The organism is Pseudomonas sp. NY15364 (assembly GCF_048068235.1).
Classification (GTDB): Bacteria; Pseudomonadota; Gammaproteobacteria; order Pseudomonadales; family Pseudomonadaceae; genus Aquipseudomonas; species Aquipseudomonas mendocina_D.
Genome location: NZ_JBLUPX010000015.1, coordinates 23,490 through 41,393 on the forward strand (window position 1 = coordinate 23,490; position 17,904 = coordinate 41,393).

Sequence of the window (17,904 nt, forward strand, 5' to 3'; positions counted from 1 at the left end):
CCTAAAACAAAGTTATGTGCTTTCTCTAAAACAAGCCAGATTCACTGAAACTTTCTTCTGGCTGGCCGCATCGGTCGTTTCGAATTAGCCACCTTTAAAATGCCGTTTTGATGCCTTATTTTGGCTAAAACGGGGTGTTTTAAGTTTCTGTTTTTATTGGTTTTGTTTTTGTTGAGAACTTTCAGGTAAATGATAGTCTTCAAATCAAATGTTTTTTGGAGCCACAGCATGGAAAAATCAAAGCAATTATATAATCAAGTGAACTTCTCACATCAGGACTTGCAAGAACATATCTTTAGCAATTGTACTTTTATACATTGTAATTTTAAGCGCTCAAACCTCCGAGATACACAGTTCATTAACTGTACTTTCATAGAGCAGGGGGCATTGGAAGGGTGCGATTTTTCTTATGCTGATCTTCGAGATGCTTCATTTAAAAACTGTCAGCTTTCAATGTCCCATTTTAAGGGGGCAAATTGCTTTGGTATTGAACTGAGAGATTGTGATCTTAAAGGAGCAAATTTTAGTCAAGTTAGTTTTGTAAATCAGGTTTCGAATAAAATGTACTTTTGTTCTGCATACATAACAGGTTGTAACTTATCCTATGCCAATTTTGAGCAGCAGCTTATTGAAAAATGTGACCTGTTCGAAAATAGATGGATTGGTGCAAATCTTCGAGACGCTTCATTTAAAGAATCAGATTTAAGCCGTGGTGTTTTTTCGGAAGACTGCTGGGAACAGTTTAGAGTACAAGGCTGTGATTTAAGCCATTCAGAGCTTTATGGTTTAGATCCTCGAAAGATTGATCTTACGGGTGTAAAAATATGCTCGTGGCAACAGGAACAGTTACTGGAGCAATTAGGGGTAATCATTGTTCCTGACTAAGCGCAAGATTCGGCTACGCACATAACAAACGCTTTAAGACGGATTCGCAACGTTTGGCGGTTTTAGTTTGAATTGGCTTTTGTATTTACGGTGTAATAATTGAGTGTTGTGGTAGCGTTGCTCACCACTTAAGCGGGCGTTATGCAGCCAAATCCCAACAATTAAGGGTCTTAAAATGGTAAAAGATTGGATTCCCATCTCTCATGATAATTACAAGCAGGTGCAAGGACCGTTCTATCATGGAACCAAAGCCAATTTGGCGATTGGTGACTTGCTAACCACAGGGTTCATCTCTCATTTCGAGGACGGTCGTATTCTTAAGCACATCTACTTTTCAGCCTTGATGGAGCCAGCAGTTTGGGGAGCTGAACTTGCTATGTCACTGTCTGGCCTCGAGGGTCGCGGCTACATATACATAGTTGAGCCAACAGGACCGTTCGAAGACGATCCGAATCTTACGAACAAAAAATTTCCCGGTAATCCAACACAGTCCTATAGAACCTGCGAACCCTTGAGAATTGTTGGCGTTGTTGAAGACTGGGAGGGGCATCCTGTTGAATTAATAAGGGGAATGTTGGATTCGTTAGAGGACTTAAAGCGCCGTGGTTTACACGTCATTGAAGACTAGTCCTTTGCATAACAAAGCCATCAAACCGGACGCCAGAGATTCCGCGCCTGTTGCGCATGGCTTCGCCATTTTATGCGCAATAGGCGCGCCACCCTGTCGCCGTTTATGGCGGCGTTGGGCGTCACGATGGTGAAAGTTCACGTCACCAAATTGGCTGCGGCGCAACGGCAATCGCGACTGACCAGCTGATGCGGTAACTCAAACAGGTGGGCGCTTTCAGCACTTTCCGCCCGTCGGCTTCTTTCGGTAGCGCAGCGGCGTCTCCCCGTACCAGCCCCGGAAGGCGCGGCTGAACGCGCTTTGTTCCGAATAGCCAAGCATCAGCGCAATCTCGCTCAGCGACAAGGCCGGGTCGGCCAGGTACTGTTTGGCCAGTTGCTGGCGCAGCTCATCCAGCATGCCCTTGTAGGTTCTGTCACGTTGCCGCAGGGCGCGGTACAGCGAACGAACCGGTGTTTGCTGCTGCCGCGACAGCCACTGCATGCTCAGCGCGCCCTCCTCCAGCCCCCGCATCATGGCGCGCTGGAATTCGATCAGGAACGCATCGGGGTGGGCCAGGCTTTCCAGCATCGCGGCTGCCTGCTGATCCAGCAGCTGACGCAAATGCGCGTCCTGGCTGTTGATCGGCAAGCCCAGATCCGCAAGCCGGATGGTAATGGCCAGGGTGTCACCGCCAAAATGCACCCGGCAGCCCAGTGCTCGCTCGTGGATTGTCCGGTTTGCGGTCGCCGGCCTGGGGAATTCGATCTGCACCGGCCGAACCCGGTGTGGTGATACCAGGGTATCCAGCACGGTCAGCATGCCGGACACCAGCACATCATTCGACGCATCGGTCGAGGGGCCTTTATCGCCGGCCCAGCCCAGATGCAGATGGGGGCCGTCCGCGCGCAGCCAGACAAAGGACAGATTCTGCAGCAGGGCCTGATAATGCTGCATGCGCTGCAAGGCCTCACCCAGCGTCGCGCAGGAGGCCGCCAGATAGCCGAGCACGCCAGCGTCCTGCAACCTGGCGTGACGACCGACGCGCAGGCCGACCAGGGGATCGCCGCTGGTCTCGGCCAGTTGCTCCAGCAGTTCCCACCACTGCTCGATGGGGATGCGCTCGGCCCGGGTCGCCGCATTCAGCTTGTACTGCAACGGCGCGCAGGCAACACCCTCCGCCTCCATGAAGCGGGTCAGGATGTGGGCGATCCTCGCGAAAACCAGAACGCTGTGACTCATTGCCGAAACTCTTGGCACGCCATGTCAAAAAATAGTAGGCGACTGTCAAGACCATAACCAGTCAAAAGCACAAAATCCTCGCCATCCCACCTCTGAAGCAAGTGGTAACAGGTACGAGGAAACCCTTATGGAAACAGTATTTCAGCCGGTCGTAGCAGCCATGACGGCCCTGTTCGGTCGCCCGCCCACCATGAACGAGATGATTCTGATCCCGATGATCCCCGTCTTCGGCAGTGCATTCCTGTTCGAATGGCTGTATTTCCGCCGCAAAACTGGCAGCTGGAACACCGGGCAGGGGCAGCCATTCTGGACGCGCGAGGTGCTGGCGAATTTCTCGCTCGGCGTGGGCTACTACGTATCCGGCGGCCTGATGAACCTGCTGTTCGTTGCCGCCCTGTTCACGGTGGTCTGGGACCACCGTTTCTATACCATCCCGATCAACGTCGGCACCATCATCCTGGCCTTCTTCGTCCAGGAGCTGTGCTACTACTGGTATCACCGCACCGCCCATCGCGTGCGCTGGTTCTGGACCCAGCACGTCTCGCACCACACCGGCGAGATCATGAACATGTCGACCGCCGCGCGGCAGAGCATCCTGAACGGCATCGTCGGCACCTGGATGTTCTATGTGCCGGCCGTCCTGGCGGGCTTCACCCCGGAGCTGATGCTCGGCCTGCTCGGCGCCAACCTCGCCTTCCAGTGGTTCGTGCACACCGAATCGGTGCCCAGGTTGCACCCCTGGGTCGAATGGTGGATCAACACGCCCTCCAACCACCGCGTGCACCACGGGCGCAACGCGCAGTACATCGACAAGAACTACGGCGGCGTGATCATGCTGTATGACCACTTGTTCGGCAGCTACGAGCCCGAGCAGGAAAAAGTGGAATACGGCACCCCGCGGCAGATCAAGAGCCACAACTGGTGGGTGTTGAACACGCACGAGTTCGTTGACATGTTTCGCGACGCGATGGCGCCCGGGCCGATCGGTGAGCGGCTGAAGCACTTCTGGAAGCCGCCGGCCTGGCAACGCGAGGGCCACCAGCCCATCCATACCTGGACCGTCGAACGGCATGATGAAGTGATGGTTCGATGAAAACCGCGGCCAAGGTTTTTCTGATCCTCAACGCCGTCGCGTTCATGTTCATCGGCATCAACACGACGCTGGATCCGGGGGCGGCCATGGCCGCCCTGGATCTTTCGCCCCGGACCGTGACGGCATCCAACGAGATCCGCTCCATCTACGGCGGCATGCATTTCAGCTTCGGCTGCATGATGCTGGCGGGTGCGCTGATCTCCGGCCTGACGCGCCATGCACTGTGGTTTTGTGCCGCCTTTCTCGGCGGCCTGGTGGCCGGGCGAGTCTCCAGCCTGCTGCTGGATGGGCAACCCAACACGCTGGCCAACCAGCTACTGGTGTTTGAAAGCCTGGCCCTCATCGCGGCGGCCTTCCTGCAGCACGGCGTCCGCTTGCGCCTTGCTGGCGGTAATGCGTGAGACAAAGGTCGGCGCCTGGCATAGTGAAACGCAGTGTGCTGGGGCGCGTTGCTGCCCAACAAATCGTTGGAGAGGGACTTTTGCTACACAGGCTGCGCCTGCTTCGCAAAAGCCCCTCAACTCAGGCGTTAAACATCATGAGGGAAGTGGTGATCGCCGAAGTATCGACTCAACTATCAGAGGTAGTTGGCGTCATCGAGCGCCATCTCGAACCGACGTTGCTGGCCGTACATTTGTACGGCTCCGCAGTGGATGGCGGCCTGAAGCCACACAGTGATATTGATTTGCTGGTTACGGTGACCGTAAGGCTTGATGAAACAACGCGGCGAGCTTTGATCAACGACCTTTTGGAAACTTCGGCTTCCCCTGGAGAGAGCGAGATTCTCCGCGCTGTAGAAGTCACCATTGTTGTGCACGACGACATCATTCCGTGGCGTTATCCAGCTAAGCGCGAACTGCAATTTGGAGAATGGCAGCGCAATGACATTCTTGCAGGTATCTTCGAGCCAGCCACGATCGACATTGATCTGGCTATCTTGCTGACAAAAGCAAGAGAACATAGCGTTGCCTTGGTAGGTCCAGCGGCGGAGGAACTCTTTGATCCGGTTCCTGAACAGGATCTATTTGAGGCGCTAAATGAAACCTTAACGCTATGGAACTCGCCGCCCGACTGGGCTGGCGATGAGCGAAATGTAGTGCTTACGTTGTCCCGCATTTGGTACAGCGCAGTAACCGGCAAAATCGCGCCGAAGGATGTCGCTGCCGACTGGGCAATGGAGCGCCTGCCGGCCCAGTATCAGCCCGTCATACTTGAAGCTAGACAGGCTTATCTTGGACAAGAAGAAGATCGCTTGGCCTCGCGCGCAGATCAGTTGGAAGAATTTGTTCACTACGTGAAAGGCGAGATCACCAAGGTAGTCGGCAAATAATGTCTAACAATTCGTTCAAGCCGACGCCGCTTCGCGGCGCGGCTTAACTCAAGCGTTAGATGCACTAAGCACATAATTGCTCACAGCCAAACTATCAGGTCAAGTCTGCTTTTATTATTTTTAAGCGTGCATAATAAGCCCTACACAAATTGGGAGATATATCATGAAAGGCTGGCTTTTTCTTGTTATCGCAATAGTTGGCGAAGTAATCGCAACATCCGCATTAAAATCTAGCGAGGGCTTTACTAAGCTTGCCCCTTCCGCCGTTGTCATAATCGGTTATGGCATCGCATTTTATTTTCTTTCTCTGGTTCTGAAATCCATCCCTGTCGGTGTTGCTTATGCAGTCTGGTCGGGACTCGGCGTCGTCATAATTACAGCCATTGCCTGGTTGCTTCATGGGCAAAAGCTTGATGCGTGGGGCTTTGTAGGTATGGGGCTCATAATTGCTGCCTTTTTGCTCGCCCGATCCCCATCGTGGAAGTCGCTGCGGAGGCCGACGCCATGGTGACGGTGTTCGGCATTCTGAATCTCACCGAGGACTCCTTCTTCGATGAGAGCCGGCGGCTAGACCCCGCCGGCGCTGTCACCGCGGCGATCGAAATGCTGCGAGTCGGATCAGACGTCGTGGATGTCGGACCGGCCGCCAGCCATCCGGACGCGAGGCCTGTATCGCCGGCCGATGAGATCAGACGTATTGCGCCGCTCTTAGACGCCCTGTCCGATCAGATGCACCGTGTTTCAATCGACAGCTTCCAACCGGAAACCCAGCGCTATGCGCTCAAGCGCGGCGTGGGCTACCTGAACGATATCCAAGGATTTCCTGACCCTGCGCTCTATCCCGATATTGCTGAGGCGGACTGCAGGCTGGTGGTTATGCACTCAGCGCAGCGGGATGGCATCGCCACCCGCACCGGTCACCTTCGACCCGAAGACGCGCTCGACGAGATTGTGCGGTTCTTCGAGGCGCGGGTTTCCGCCTTGCGACGGAGCGGGGTCGCTGCCGACCGGCTCATCCTCGATCCGGGGATGGGATTTTTCTTGAGCCCCGCACCGGAAACATCGCTGCACGTGCTGTCGAACCTTCAAAAGCTGAAGTCGGCGTTGGGGCTTCCGCTATTGGTCTCGGTGTCGCGGAAATCCTTCTTGGGCGCCACCGTTGGCCTTCCTGTAAAGGATCTGGGTCCAGCGAGCCTTGCGGCGGAACTTCACGCGATCGGCAATGGCGCTGACTACGTCCGCACCCACGCGCCTGGAGATCTGCGAAGCGCAATCACCTTCTCGGAAACCCTCGCGAAATTTCGCAGTCGCGACGCCAGAGACCGAGGGTTAGATCATGCCTAGGGCTCTGTTGCAAAAATCGTGAAGCTTGAGCATGCTTGGCGGAGATTGGACGGACGGAACGATGACGGATTTCAAGTGGCGCCATTTCCAGGGTGATGTGATCCTGTGGGCGGTGCGCTGGTATTGTCGCTATCCGATCAGCTATCGCGACCTTGAGGAAATGCTGGCGGAACGCGGCATTTCGGTCGACCATACGACGATCTATCGCTGGGTCCAGTGCTACGCCCCGGAGATGGAGAAGCGGCTGCGCTGGTTCTGGCGGCGTGGCTTTGATCCGAGCTGGCGCCTGGATGAAACCTACGTCAAGGTGCGGGGCAAGTGGACCTACCTGTACCGGGCAGTCGACAAGCGGGGCGACACGATCGATTTCTACCTGTCGCCGACCCGCAGCGCCAAGGCAGCGAAGCGGTTCCTGGGCAAGGCCCTGCGAGGCCTGAAGCACTGGGAAAAGCCTGCCACGCTCAATACCGACAAAGCGCCGAGCTATGGTGCAGCGATCACCGAATTGAAGCGCGAAGGAAAGCTGGACCGGGAGACGGCCCACCGGCAGGTGAAGTATCTCAATAACGTGATCGAGGCCGATCACGGAAAGCTCAAGATACTGATCAAGCCGGTGCGCGGTTTCAAATCGATCCCCACGGCCTATGCCACGATCAAGGGATTCGAAGTCATGCGAGCCCTGCGCAAAGGACAGGCTCGCCCCTGGTGCCTGCAGCCCGGCATCAGGGGCGAGGTGCGCCTTGTGGAGAGAGCTTTTGGCATTGGGCCCTCGGCGCTGACGGAGGCCATGGGCATGCTCAACCACCATTTCGCAGCAGCCGCCTGATCGGCGCAGAGCGACAGCCTACCTCTGACTGCCGCCAATCTTTGCAACAGAGCCCATGGGCATGCTCAACCACCATTTCGCAGCAGCCGCCTGATCGGCGCAGAGCGACAGCCTACCTCTGACTGCCGCCAATCTTTGCAACAGAGCCTCCGTCGCCATGCTCACCTCGCTTTGGTGCACACGAGTATTGAGCATAGTCGAGATTGGTGCAGATCACTTCTGATATTGAACTGTCAGGAGCTGGCTGCACAACAGCCATTACGCCCAATCAACTGGTGCAGTCGTCTTCTGAAAATGACATTTGAGGTAACGCCGAAGGTGTAAAGAAAACGGCCGTTTTCTTGCTTACAGGCCACGACTGCCCGTCCATCACAGACCTCATACATACCTTCAGTTCGCTTCAACGTGTGGGCATGGGGCAGGGGCGTTAGCCGTTAGCAACTGCTAGCCGAATGGTGGCTGTCAAAAACGGAGCGTTGTGGGAAGATTCGCCGGACGTGGTAGGCGGATTCCGCCTACATTGAGATGGCCGGGGCCTTGACCCTGGCCATGATTTTTTCTGGCTCGGGCGCGCTATGGAAGAGAAAGTATACAAGGAAGCATTTTCCATTTCTTATGACGACAAAGAGGGCGATCTGAGCCGTCATGTGATGGACGCCAAGACCCTCGGCCAGGCGATTCTCGCCGTGCATGACCTGCTGAACGCTGCGCACAGCCAACTCGGCAAGGGTTCGAAGATCGAGGTTTCGGTAGCTGCAGCGCCGAAGGAAGGCTCGCTGGTCGTTGAGTTCATCCTGATGGCTGCCAGCCTGGAGCCACTGACGCTCCTGAAAACGCTCGGCTTCGTTGCGGGTGGCGCTACAGCCGGTGGCGGCCTGATGGAAGTAGTGCGTCAGATGAGGTCGCGGAAGGTGACTCAGGTTGACATCGATGAGGCGACAGGAACCGCAAAGATCTCGGTACAGTCTGAGCAAGGGCAGCAAGTCGAAGTTATCGAGTGCTCCAAGGCTGTTGCTCGGCTGGCCACTGACAAGAAAACCCGGGATGCACTGCATGCCGTCATTCAGGTGCCGATCAGCGGTGCTGAGGGTGGGGTGTTCAAGGTTCTGAAGACTGACCCAGTGGACGAGACGAAGACCGAGGTTTTGGTTGCGGTCAAGGAAGAGGATGCTCATCAGTACAGCACTGTACCCGCTGCAAGCCTGAAGGAAGTGGAGAGCAAGACCGAGAAGGCGACTGTGTGTTTCACCCAGGTGAACTTCGATAGCCCCAAAGGGTGGCGTGCGGTCATTGGAGCTGGGGACGATGATTACGCTGTCGAGATGGCAGATGACACCTTTCTCAAGAAGGTACAGGGCAAGCAGCAGGCGTTTTTGAAAGGTGACCTGTTTGAGGTGACGCTGGAAGAGATCAAGAGTTCCAGTGCGAGCCGCTCTGATTACAAGCGTGTAATCAAGTCCGTTGATCGCCACTTTGCCGGCAAGGATCGCCGCCTGACTTGAGGTGATGGTTATGCTGCAGACGGAACAGATTCTGAACCTGCTGATCATCGGGTCATTCCTGTTTCTGCTGCCTGGCTTCTGGAAGCTGGGTAGCCTAATCGTGCGCTGGCTGATGGCCCGCTACGTCCGCACAGGAACGATTGTCATCCGAGTCAAGGGTGCTGATGGGCAGGTGCGTGAGACCACCGTCACGGCGACGGACTCACTCATTGAGAAGCTGATGGCGATTGATGATCGACGTGCTGCAGAGGGAAGTCATGGCTGAGAAAGGGAAGTCGGCTGCTCAGATCGGTACGATGGCGTTTTGGTATGGTGGTTTGGGCACCTTCAGTAATGCCTGCATCGCGAAGCTGGTGGACGGTGAGTGGCAGGGCATTTGGTTCTCAGCAAGCAGCGTGGTTGTGGCACTGGTTGCAAGTGGGATCGTATGGCTGTTCTCCCGGTATGGCCACTCGCTGGAGTACGTCAAGTATGACGCCATGCTTGGGCGGGAGATCGCGCACATCACTAAGGCGATGAGCCACAATGGCATCTCCGATGAGGCCAGAAAGCGCTGGCAGAACCAACTGGAGGTGGCCCTTGAAAAGCGTGCGAGCGCCGAGCGGGACATTGCGAATGGAACGGTGGATCTGAATAAGTTGGGCGGTTGACCCAGAAAAGCCCCGGCCATGAGCTGGGGCTTTTCTGGGAACAGGGCTGAGGTGGCGCAGTGGATTCCTGCTCCCGTTCGGGGTTGAATGCCACCGCCCCCGTGGGTGTCCAATTTCGTGTCGCACCTGACCAGCGCTCCGGCATTCGGTTACGGGCCTCTTGGTACAGCCCATAACGGCGAGCCAGCACAGCATGATTCTCGCCCCGGTGACGCTCTGCTGGTGTCACGAAGCCGATGCGGCTGTGCCGGTGCTCGTGGTTGTACCAGCGGATGAAGTCCCTGACCCTCGGACGGCTGTGCGAGGGTGTGACGCCCAGGTCGTACATCTTCTGCAGCATGGTCGCCGACTGCAGCGGCGCACCATTGTCCGAGTTCAGTACCGACGGCCTGAGCAGGCACTGCTCGCTGAGCACGCTGCGCAGCAGCTGGGCGCCCAGCTCGCCGCTTTCCTGTTCATGGACCTCCCTGCCCACGGCCTTGCGGCTGTAGATGCCCTCAATCAGGTACAGGTAGAAATACTGGCCGCGTACCGCCGTCGGCAGATAGATGACACCCCACGACCAGACCTGGTAGCGGTGCGAGCCAGTGGTGGGTGCCTTCACCGTGCGCGATGGCTGGCTGCGAGCACGGCGACGCTTCTGATCGGCCGCATGCAGGGCACGATAGAACGTCGACTCCAAAGCCAAGTCACGCCCGGCCTCAGCCACCCTCGCATGCAAAAGCACTAGCAATAGTTCACCCTTCCTCAAGCGATAGTTCACCTATCCGGTTTTGCCTGGACGAAAGTCTGTCCTGCTGTCTGCAGTCGATGCTCCTAGCCGGATTTAATCGTCGACCTGTGCCAGCCAGTCCGGCAGGTTGAAGTGCAGGCTGATGCGCGTGATCAGCCCATTGCCGATTTCGAAGAACGCGCCCACCCGTATCTCGTATCGCTGCCCGCAGGCCTCCGGCAGCCCATCGTCGGTCGCCAGGTACTCGCCAATGACGCGGTACTCGCAGGCAGCATGCTGCCCCTGTGGTTCGGCCAGAATCACCAATGCATCGACAGTTTCGCGATAGCAATGCTGTTGCCGCTCGAGAAAAGCGGCGAAGGCGTCGCGCCCGTGCTCGGCGAACCCCTGATTGGGCTCCAGAATCAGCTCGTCACTGACCCGTGCCAGGCAGGCGCGAATATCCCGATCATTGAGGGCGTTGAAATAACCTTGCAGCAGGTCGCGAACGTCAGTGGACATAGGGCAGGCTCCAGAACGGCAAAGCGCCGAGGATACCTTGCGGCCTGCCTGCGAAAGGCGGCTAGGGTCGCAGTTTGGCGCAGTGATCCTGCGCAGGCTGCGCGGCGGTGAACCAGACGTAGTCAGCCATGGACGCGTCCACAGCACGGCCGACCTCGGCCAGTATCAGCACCGCATTGCCGGTCTGCGCATCGAGATCATCCAGGTGCAGCGGCACGCCGAGGTCCTTGCGCACGTGGAAGGCTCCAGCCAGCAGCAGGCTTGGTTGTGGTGCGGCCAACAGGACCTCGGCCATGCGCCGGTCGCGCTGCTGCTGCACAGCGAGCAGCGCCGGCAACTGGCTGTCCGGCAGCAGGCCGCAATGCGACTCGCGGATATCCGCCAGCAAACGTGCCTGCACCTCGCCTGCGCTGGAACGCTCGCCCTGCAAGGTCGGACGCTGGCGGTAGATCTGCATGATCTCGGCACGGTCCAGATTGGCCGCGAGCAGGGGATAAGGTTGACGCAACTGATGCAGCACCAGCGGCCCGTACAGCGACCAGTCCCATCCCGACTGCCAGGCCAGCGCGTCGAACGGATCTGCAGGCACCTGCCCTGGGCGTGCAGCGGCCTGGGCCTGATCGACCCTGCTCTGCTGATCGGGATTGAGCATCTCCATCAGCACACTGCCCTGCGGGCGTTGCCGGGATAGCTCACGCGACAGCCAGAGCTGCACGGCATGGTGATCGGGATTGTCATGCTGCTCGCCGACCAACACCCGCTGGGCCGGCGCCAGGCGACTCAGCAACTGCTCAGGACTGATGGTTTGCCCACTGGCAAGATCGACAATACGGCCCAGGTCAGTGTGCTCGCGGCCTAGCGGAGCGAGGGGCGCCGGGGGCGGTAGCACATATCGACTCTGGCAGGCGGCCAGCAGCATCAGACAACTCAGCAGAACCACTCGCATCGAACTCTCCAAGGCTCAGCGTGCGACGATCAGGGGATGGCCGCGCTCAGGGTGAATCTGCACCAGCACCTCCAGGCCGAAAACGGCCTGCAGCGGCTCGGCCCGCAATACTTCGACAGGCGTACCCAGTGCATGCGCCCTGCCCTGCTCCAGCAACAACAGGCGATCACAGTAACGCGCAGCCAGATTGAGGTCGTGGAGGATCACCAGCACGGCCGCACCGGATTCAGCCAAACGACGAACCGCCTGCAGGCAGGTGTGCTGATGCAGGGGGTCGAGCATCGAGGTTGGCTCGTCGAGCAGCAGAATCTGCCCCTCGCCGCCCGGCCACAGCTGCGCCAGCACTCGCGCCAGGTGCACGCGCTGACGCTCACCGCCGGACAGGGCAAGATAGCTGCGCCCGGCCAAGTGCGCCGCATCAGCTGCGTGCAGCGCTTCCTGGACGATCTGCGCATCGCGCACGCGACCGCTGTCGTGAGGCAGACGGCCCATGGCGACCACCTCCTCGACGCGGAAGGCGAAATTCAGGCTCGAACTCTGCGGTAGCACTGCAAGCCGCCGGGCACGTTCCGGCCCCGACCATTCATCGAGCGCGCGCTGCTCCAACGTCACCTGCCCGGCACTGGCCGGCAACTCGCCGGTCAGCGCTGCCAGCAAGGTGCTCTTGCCCGCGCCGTTCGGCCCCAGCACACCCAGTACTTCGCCTGGGCGCAGCTGCAGATCGATGCCACTAAGCACCACACAGGGCCCGCGGCGGACCTCCAGCCGTTCGACCTGCAGCATCAGCTTCACCCCCGCACCAGCAGATAAAGAAAGAACGGAGCGCCGATCAGCGCCGTGACGATGCCGATCGGCAACTCGGCAGGTGCCAACGCCAAGCGTGCAACCAGATCAGCCAGCAGCAGCAGGCTGGCACCGGCCAGTGCAGATGCCGGTAACAGCAAGCGATGATCGGGGCCAACCAACAGACGCATCAGGTGCGGAACCACCAGCCCGATAAAGCCGATCAGGCCGGCGGCGGCTACCGCAGCGCCGACACCCAGCGCCGTACAGAACACCAGCTCGCGTTTGAAGCGCTCCACATCGAAACCGAGGTGGCGCGCCTCCGACTCGCCCAGCAGCAGCGCGTTCAGCGCCCGTGCCCGTCGCGGCAACCACAGCGCCACGGCCAGCGTTGCCAGCAACAACGGCCAGAGCCGTGCGTAGCTGGCGCCATTGAGACTGCCCAGGTTCCAGAACGTCAGGGTACGTAACGTTGCATCGTCCGCCAGGTAAGTGAACAGGCCGATGGCCGCACCCGCCAGCGCAGTCAACGCGATGCCGGCCAGCAACATGGTCGCCACGTGGGTCTGCCCATCACGCCGGCCCAGACGGTAGACCAGCGCCGTGACCAGCAGGCCACCAACGAAGGCGCAGGCCGACAGCAGATAAGGCGCGAAGGCTTCGGGCAAACCGCCTAACGCGGCGCCGCCAACGATGGCCACCGCAGCGCCCAGCGCGGCACCGCTGGAGACGCCGACCAGGCCAGGGTCCGCCAGAGGGTTGCGAAACAGCCCCTGCATTGCCACACCACAGAGCGCTAGCACCATGCCCACGGCGAGCCCGAGCAGCGTGCGCGGCATGCGAATCTGCACCAGGATCAGTTCCGCCTTCTGCACCGACGCATCAGCTGCAAGCGGCACGCCCAGCAGACGCAGCGCGGCACGCAGAGTGTCGCCCAGCGGCAGGCTGACCGGGCCGAGCGCCAGCGAGAGCCACAGCGCGAGCACGAGCAGCAGGCCCAGTGCGATGAACAATGGGCGCGTCGAAAGAGGTGAGGTCATGGCGCGCGTTTGGCTTCAGCTGTCAGAGAGTGGCTGGCAGGATAAAAGCCTGCGCCGAGCATCGCCAGCCCATCCGGCACACGCGGTCCAAGACCGCCCACCAGCAGGGTCGGGTCGAGCGCCAGCAAACGCCCCTCACGCGCCGCACGCGTACCGGCCAGGGCCGGGTTCTGCTGCAGCAGGGCCTGCCTCGCGGCATCGCCTTCAAGGGCGCGATCAGCGACCACCACGACCTGTGGGTCTAGCGCCAGCAGTGCTTCGCTGGACAGCGCCTTGTAGCCATTGTGACTGGCCAGGTTGCGCCCACCGGCGCGACTGATCAGCCAGTCGGCCGCCGTATCGACGCCGCCCACCAACGGGCTGCCACCGGCGTGCCCGAGCAACAGCAACACACCGGGCGCTTCCTGGCTGCGCTGGGCCTGCTCGACCCACTGCTGCTGAGTCTGCAGGCGCGCCTGGTAATCGGCGAAGGCGCGTTGCGCTGCCGCTTCATCCCCGAGCAACTGGCCCAGACGTTTCAGGTTGGCCTGCAGGCTGTCCAGCTCCGCGCGCGCCGTCAGACGTTCGATACGCACGCCGGCTGCAGCCAGTTGTTCTAGCACTGGTGGCGGGCCCATCTCCTCGCTGCCCAGCAGCAGGTCCGGGCGCAGGGCGAGAATGCCCTCAGCAGCCAGTTGCCGTTGATAACCGACGCTGGGCAGCTTGGTCAGCGACGCCGGATGACGACTGGTGGTATCGACACCCACCAGTTTGCTCTCGCCACCCAGCAACACCACCCACTCACTCAGGGCACCACCGGAACTCACCCAGCGCTGCGGCAATGGCTCTGCAAGCGCCAGATTGGGAAACAGCAGGACAGCCGCCAGGCCGCCCAGAATATTGGCAAGACGCATGGTCTCGACTCCTCGAACGGGACATCGACCGGCCCCCACTGGGAACCGGCACGGATCAGGCCAGCACCGGCAGTGACTCAGCCAGCTCACGCCAGTCATCACGCTCGGCCATGCCAGGCTTGCGTGCGCCGAACAGCTGGACGACCAGCTCGCCGTCGGCATCGAAGGCTTCCAGGCTAGTGATCACGCCATCGACGCTGGGCTTGCGCACGCGCCACAGCTCGACCACACCACGGGTCTGCAGGTGCAGGTTGAAGTCGGGGTCGAGTACGTTGAACCAGCTGTCCATCCAGCGCAGGTTGTGCACCGGGCCGGTGTGGATCTGAATGCAGTGACGGTTACCGACGAACACCATGATCGGCACTGCACGGGCAGCGGCCTGCTCCATCAGCACCGTCAGTTCGGAGGTCGCCAGCGGCTGCGCCCATTGTTCCCCCGCCAGGCGCAACGCCTGGGTACGCGCGACTTCATGCTTTTTCAGCAGGGCGAAGAAATGGTGGGTGTCCTGCAGTGTCGACCAGCCCTCACGCAGCGCCTGGCTGTCGACCTCCGCATCGGCCTTGCGCGCTGGTGCGGCTGGCGGTGGCAGCAATTGCAGCTCGGCATTCTGCTCGCCGGCGAAACGCTCGACCAGCGGCTGCCAGGCTTCCAGCTCGCTGCGCTCGGTCAGGTAGACCTTGTGCACGGCGACGCCCTGCTGGTCGAACACCTGGATGCTGCGTTGGGTGCCCTTGGCGGTTTCCTCGGCGATGGCGAACACGCTGGCCCAACCACCGAGGAACAGGCGCAGGTCGATGTCGGCAGAAACCACCAGACCCATCTGCCCGGATGCGGCAACGCTCACTTCACGGTACAACCCCTTGCGCTCATGGACGCAATGCTCGTTACGCGTCAGCACCATGACCCGACCGAGCTCGCCAAGCGCCGGCAGCAGCGCAGCCCAATCCGGGCGCAGGCGCTGCGCGTCGATGCCCAGGCGGCTGGCGGTCAACTCGGCCTCGCTGACACCTAGCTGCGCCGCTGCTTCGCGGGCGCGCAGACGGGGTTGCTCATCACGCAGCCTTTGCCAGGCCTGGTAAAGACCGGCAGCCGGGGCTGCCAAGTTATTTGCGGTACTCATCGGGATTTCCTCTCTCACGGGCAGTTACCAACACCGTCGGCGACGCGAGCGCGTACCGACACGGCAGTGCAATTTGAGAGAACGATAATCTACCTGAGAACTATTTGCATCAAATAAGTAATCTGGTTAACGTCTTGCGCCGTCGCCAACCAGGCAGTCGCAGAGCTGCCACGCATGCACCGGAGTATCACCATGCACGTTCGCCCGCCCTTCGCTCGCCGCTCCTGGCTCGCGCTGCTGTTGCTGTGCCCTTCACTGGCTCTGGCTGAAACGCCGGCCGAGCTACCCGCTGTCGAGGTCACTGGAATGGCGGCCAAGCAACCGCTGCCGACCACAACCCAGACCGACGCCCAGACGCTGGAACGCCGACAGATTCGCAGCTTCGATGACCTGTCACGCCGTGCCGAGCCGGGACTGAACTACAACCGCAGCAACAACAGCATCAACATCCGTGGTCTGGACCGCGACCGCGTGCTCACCACCCTCGACGGTATTCGCATGCCCTGGCTGAACGACGCCGTGCGCGACGTCAATGGCGGCCTCAATAGCATCGACTTCCAGGGTCTGTCCTCCATCGACGTGGTGCGCGGCGCCAACTCCAGCCAGGTTGGCTCAGGCGCCCTCGGCGGAGCGCTGCAATTGCGCACGCTGAACCCGGACGACCTGCTGGGCGACAAGGACGAGTTCGCCGGCATGATCAAGAACGACTACGACAGCGCCGACCGCAGCTGGGGGCTCAATGCCGCGCTGGCTGGCCGCTTCAACGACACCTCCTGGCTGCTCCAGGCTGGCGGGCGCAAGGGGCACGAGCTCGATAACCAGGGCAACCGTGATGTTCCGGGCAGCCAGCGCACCGAAGCCAACCCCAGTGACACCGATCAGCACAGCCTGCTGCTCAAGGTTCAACAGAAACTTGCCGGCGGACACCGCGTCGGTGTGACCGCCGAACTGTTCGAGCGTACCGAGGATATGGACAGCCGCATCAACCAGGGCACCGCCAACTATCCGCGGCATTATGAAACCCGCGAGAGCAACGAACGCAAGCGCTTGTCCTTCGACCACCAGTACCGTGCCGAGAGCAGCGACAGCCTGCTGGATTGGGTCGACACCATCGTCTACTGGCAGAAGCTGCGTCGCGAAGACGAAGTGGACGCCACTCGCGCCGGAACCCTCGCCGGCCCGTTCGGCCGTAACAACGAGATAGAGAAAACCCAATACGGCATCAACGGCAGCTTGGGTAAGCAACTGGGGCAGCACAATCTGACCCTTGGCGCGGAGTGGAGCCGCATCGAGGCCGAGCAGTACAGCGGCGGCTACGATGCCTGCCCCAGCGTACTGGTACCGCCCTTCCCGCCGCGCCCAGACAGCACGCCGGCCGGCATCTACTTTTCCTGCATCAACCTGCACACCAATCAGGCCGAGATGCCGAAGACGCCGGGCAACCTGTATGGCCTCTACCTGAAAGACGACATCGCCCTCAGCGACACACTGACCCTGACGCCAGGCGTGCGCTATGACCGCTACGAGTACAAACCCAAGAGCGACACCAGCGGTTACGTGCTGGCCGGTGACAGCGTGATGCTCACCGAAAACAAGGATTCCAAGTGGTCCGGCAGCCTGCTGCTGACCTGGCAGGCGCACGAGCTGGCGACCCTCTACGCACAGTGGGCGCAAGGCTTCAAGGCACCGGACGTCAACGAGCTGTACAGCACCTTCACCAACTCCGGCATGGGCTACGCGCGCGTCGGCAATCCCAACCTCAAGCCCGAAGAAAGCACCGGCTACGAAGTCGGCGCGCGCCTGGGCGACAAGCATCTAGGCGGCTCCATCAGCCTGTTCGACAACCGCTACAAGAACTTCATCGACAGCATCACCGCCAACGAAGAGGACTATGGCTTCCAGGCCGGAGAATTCCCGACCTTCTTCGAGGTGATGGAGAACCGCGACAAGGTGCGCATCTACGGCGCCGAAGGCACCGCGCACTGGCAGTTCGCACCCTCCTGGCAAGCCTGGAGCTCGGTCGCCTGGGCCGTGGGCAAGGACCGCGAAACCAAACAGCACCTGAATTCGGTCGCCCCACTGACCGGCACCCTCGGCCTCAGCTACACCCAGCAGCACTATGGTGCGGACCTGATGCTGACCGCCGCCCGCCGTCGCGACAAGGTCGAGAGCGACAGCGACTTCAAGGCCCCCGGCTATGGCGTGGTCGACCTCACCGGTTACTGGCAACCGGCAGCGCTGGATGGCGTCCGGCTGCAGGCCGGTCTGTTCAACCTGTTCGACAAGAAGTACTGGAACGCCCTCAATGTGCCCAGCATTGGCGGCCGCACCACGCCTCAACCGGTCGACTACTACAGCGAGCCGGGTCGCACCTTCCGCGTGTCGGCCTCCTGGCAGTTCTGAGTTCCA

General features: G+C 60.0%; 18 protein-coding genes and 2 pseudogenes. 12 read left to right on the forward strand and 8 right to left on the reverse strand.

Translation table 11 applies throughout. The annotated features are described in order from the left end of the window. The first annotated feature begins 228 nt into the window (after positions 1–228). Together ACNFCJ_RS14065 and ACNFCJ_RS14070 are read left to right on the forward strand one after the other, a co-directional pair. Positions 229–885, forward strand: coding sequence for a QnrVC family quinolone resistance pentapeptide repeat protein (locus ACNFCJ_RS14065; protein WP_416771953.1), 657 nt, complete (start codon positions 229–231; stop codon positions 883–885). A gap of 175 nt (positions 886–1,060) precedes the next feature. Next, on the forward strand, positions 1,061–1,513 hold the full coding sequence (locus tag ACNFCJ_RS14070) for an NAD(+)--rifampin ADP-ribosyltransferase Arr-2 (RefSeq protein ID WP_000237816.1): 453 nt from the start codon (positions 1,061–1,063) through the stop codon (positions 1,511–1,513). 216 nt (positions 1,514–1,729) lie between these two features. On the opposite strand, the gene ACNFCJ_RS14075 is transcribed toward ACNFCJ_RS14070, so the two are convergent. Continuing rightward, positions 1,730–2,734 carry an AraC family transcriptional regulator gene (locus ACNFCJ_RS14075; RefSeq protein ID WP_092376624.1) on the reverse strand — a complete coding sequence of 335 codons (1,005 nt, stop codon included), beginning with the start codon at positions 2,732–2,734 and terminating at the stop codon, positions 1,730–1,732. Positions 2,735–2,861: 127 nt separating this feature from the next. Between ACNFCJ_RS14075 and ACNFCJ_RS14080 the strand changes: the two genes are divergently transcribed. From ACNFCJ_RS14080 to ACNFCJ_RS14120, 9 genes and pseudogenes are all read left to right on the forward strand, one after another. After that, a complete protein-coding gene (locus ACNFCJ_RS14080) occupies positions 2,862–3,827 on the forward strand; it encodes a sterol desaturase family protein (protein ID WP_092376627.1) in 966 nt (321 codons plus the stop codon). Beyond that, positions 3,824–4,228 carry a DUF4345 domain-containing protein gene (locus ACNFCJ_RS14085; RefSeq protein ID WP_092376631.1) on the forward strand — a complete coding sequence of 135 codons (405 nt, stop codon included), beginning with the start codon at positions 3,824–3,826 and terminating at the stop codon, positions 4,226–4,228. Before ACNFCJ_RS14080 ends, ACNFCJ_RS14085 begins: the two co-directional genes overlap by 4 nt. Positions 4,229–4,365: 137 nt before the next feature. Further along, a pseudogene (gene aadA1 / locus ACNFCJ_RS14090) lies at positions 4,366–5,204 on the forward strand (ANT(3'')-Ia family aminoglycoside nucleotidyltransferase AadA1). Between the two features lie 116 nt (positions 5,205–5,320). After that, a complete protein-coding gene (locus ACNFCJ_RS14095) occupies positions 5,321–5,668 on the forward strand; it encodes a quaternary ammonium compound efflux SMR transporter QacE delta 1 (protein ID WP_000679427.1) in 348 nt (115 codons plus the stop codon). Then, complete coding sequence (gene sul1, locus ACNFCJ_RS14100) at positions 5,662–6,501, forward strand: sulfonamide-resistant dihydropteroate synthase Sul1 (protein WP_000259031.1); 840 nt, start codon at positions 5,662–5,664, stop codon at positions 6,499–6,501. Before ACNFCJ_RS14095 ends, sul1 begins: the two co-directional genes overlap by 7 nt. 61 nt (positions 6,502–6,562) lie before the next feature. Beyond that, positions 6,563–7,327 (forward strand): IS6-like element IS6100 family transposase, encoded by a 765-nt coding sequence (locus tag ACNFCJ_RS14105; RefSeq protein WP_001389365.1) that lies wholly within the window; start codon positions 6,563–6,565, stop codon positions 7,325–7,327. A 575-nt stretch (positions 7,328–7,902) separates the two neighbouring features. Further along, positions 7,903–8,829: a hypothetical protein gene (locus ACNFCJ_RS14110; protein ID WP_120349545.1), complete on the forward strand. Its 927-nt coding sequence runs from the start codon at positions 7,903–7,905 to the stop codon at positions 8,827–8,829. A gap of 10 nt (positions 8,830–8,839) precedes the next feature. Continuing rightward, positions 8,840–9,094: a hypothetical protein gene (locus ACNFCJ_RS14115; RefSeq protein ID WP_125835115.1), complete on the forward strand. Its 255-nt coding sequence runs from the start codon at positions 8,840–8,842 to the stop codon at positions 9,092–9,094. Beyond that, positions 9,060–9,479, forward strand: coding sequence for a hypothetical protein (locus tag ACNFCJ_RS14120; protein WP_162531552.1), 420 nt, complete (start codon positions 9,060–9,062; stop codon positions 9,477–9,479). The genes ACNFCJ_RS14115 and ACNFCJ_RS14120 overlap by 35 nt, the downstream gene beginning before the upstream one ends. A 64-nt stretch (positions 9,480–9,543) precedes the next feature. On the opposite strand, the pseudogene ACNFCJ_RS14125 reads toward ACNFCJ_RS14120, so the two are convergent. The 7 genes and pseudogenes from ACNFCJ_RS14125 to ACNFCJ_RS14155 form a co-directional block, all read right to left on the reverse strand. Then, positions 9,544–10,191, reverse strand: a pseudogene (locus ACNFCJ_RS14125) (DDE-type integrase/transposase/recombinase); the annotation flags it as partial. A 114-nt stretch (positions 10,192–10,305) separates the two neighbouring features. After that, positions 10,306–10,713, reverse strand: a complete 408-nt coding sequence (locus tag ACNFCJ_RS14130; RefSeq protein ID WP_416771956.1) for a nuclear transport factor 2 family protein — start codon at positions 10,711–10,713, stop codon at positions 10,306–10,308. A 61-nt stretch (positions 10,714–10,774) separates the two neighbouring features. Further along, positions 10,775–11,659: a ChaN family lipoprotein gene (locus tag ACNFCJ_RS14135; protein WP_416771957.1), complete on the reverse strand. Its 885-nt coding sequence runs from the start codon at positions 11,657–11,659 to the stop codon at positions 10,775–10,777. Between the two features lie 15 nt (positions 11,660–11,674). Continuing rightward, positions 11,675–12,442 (reverse strand): heme ABC transporter ATP-binding protein, encoded by a 768-nt coding sequence (locus ACNFCJ_RS14140; RefSeq protein ID WP_416771958.1) that lies wholly within the window; start codon positions 12,440–12,442, stop codon positions 11,675–11,677. Between the two features lie 5 nt (positions 12,443–12,447). Then, positions 12,448–13,428 (reverse strand): FecCD family ABC transporter permease, encoded by a 981-nt coding sequence (locus ACNFCJ_RS14145; RefSeq protein WP_416772009.1) that lies wholly within the window; start codon positions 13,426–13,428, stop codon positions 12,448–12,450. 50 nt (positions 13,429–13,478) lie between these two features. After that, positions 13,479–14,375: a heme/hemin ABC transporter substrate-binding protein gene (locus ACNFCJ_RS14150; protein ID WP_416771959.1), complete on the reverse strand. Its 897-nt coding sequence runs from the start codon at positions 14,373–14,375 to the stop codon at positions 13,479–13,481. Positions 14,376–14,430: 55 nt separating this feature from the next. Next, a complete protein-coding gene (locus ACNFCJ_RS14155) occupies positions 14,431–15,495 on the reverse strand; it encodes a hemin-degrading factor (RefSeq protein WP_416771960.1) in 1,065 nt (354 codons plus the stop codon). 192 nt (positions 15,496–15,687) lie between these two features. On the opposite strand from ACNFCJ_RS14155, the gene ACNFCJ_RS14160 reads away from it, so the two are divergent. Next, a complete protein-coding gene (locus ACNFCJ_RS14160; RefSeq protein WP_416771962.1) occupies positions 15,688–17,898 on the forward strand; it encodes a TonB-dependent hemoglobin/transferrin/lactoferrin family receptor in 2,211 nt (736 codons plus the stop codon). Positions 17,899–17,904: the final 6 nt, after the last annotated feature.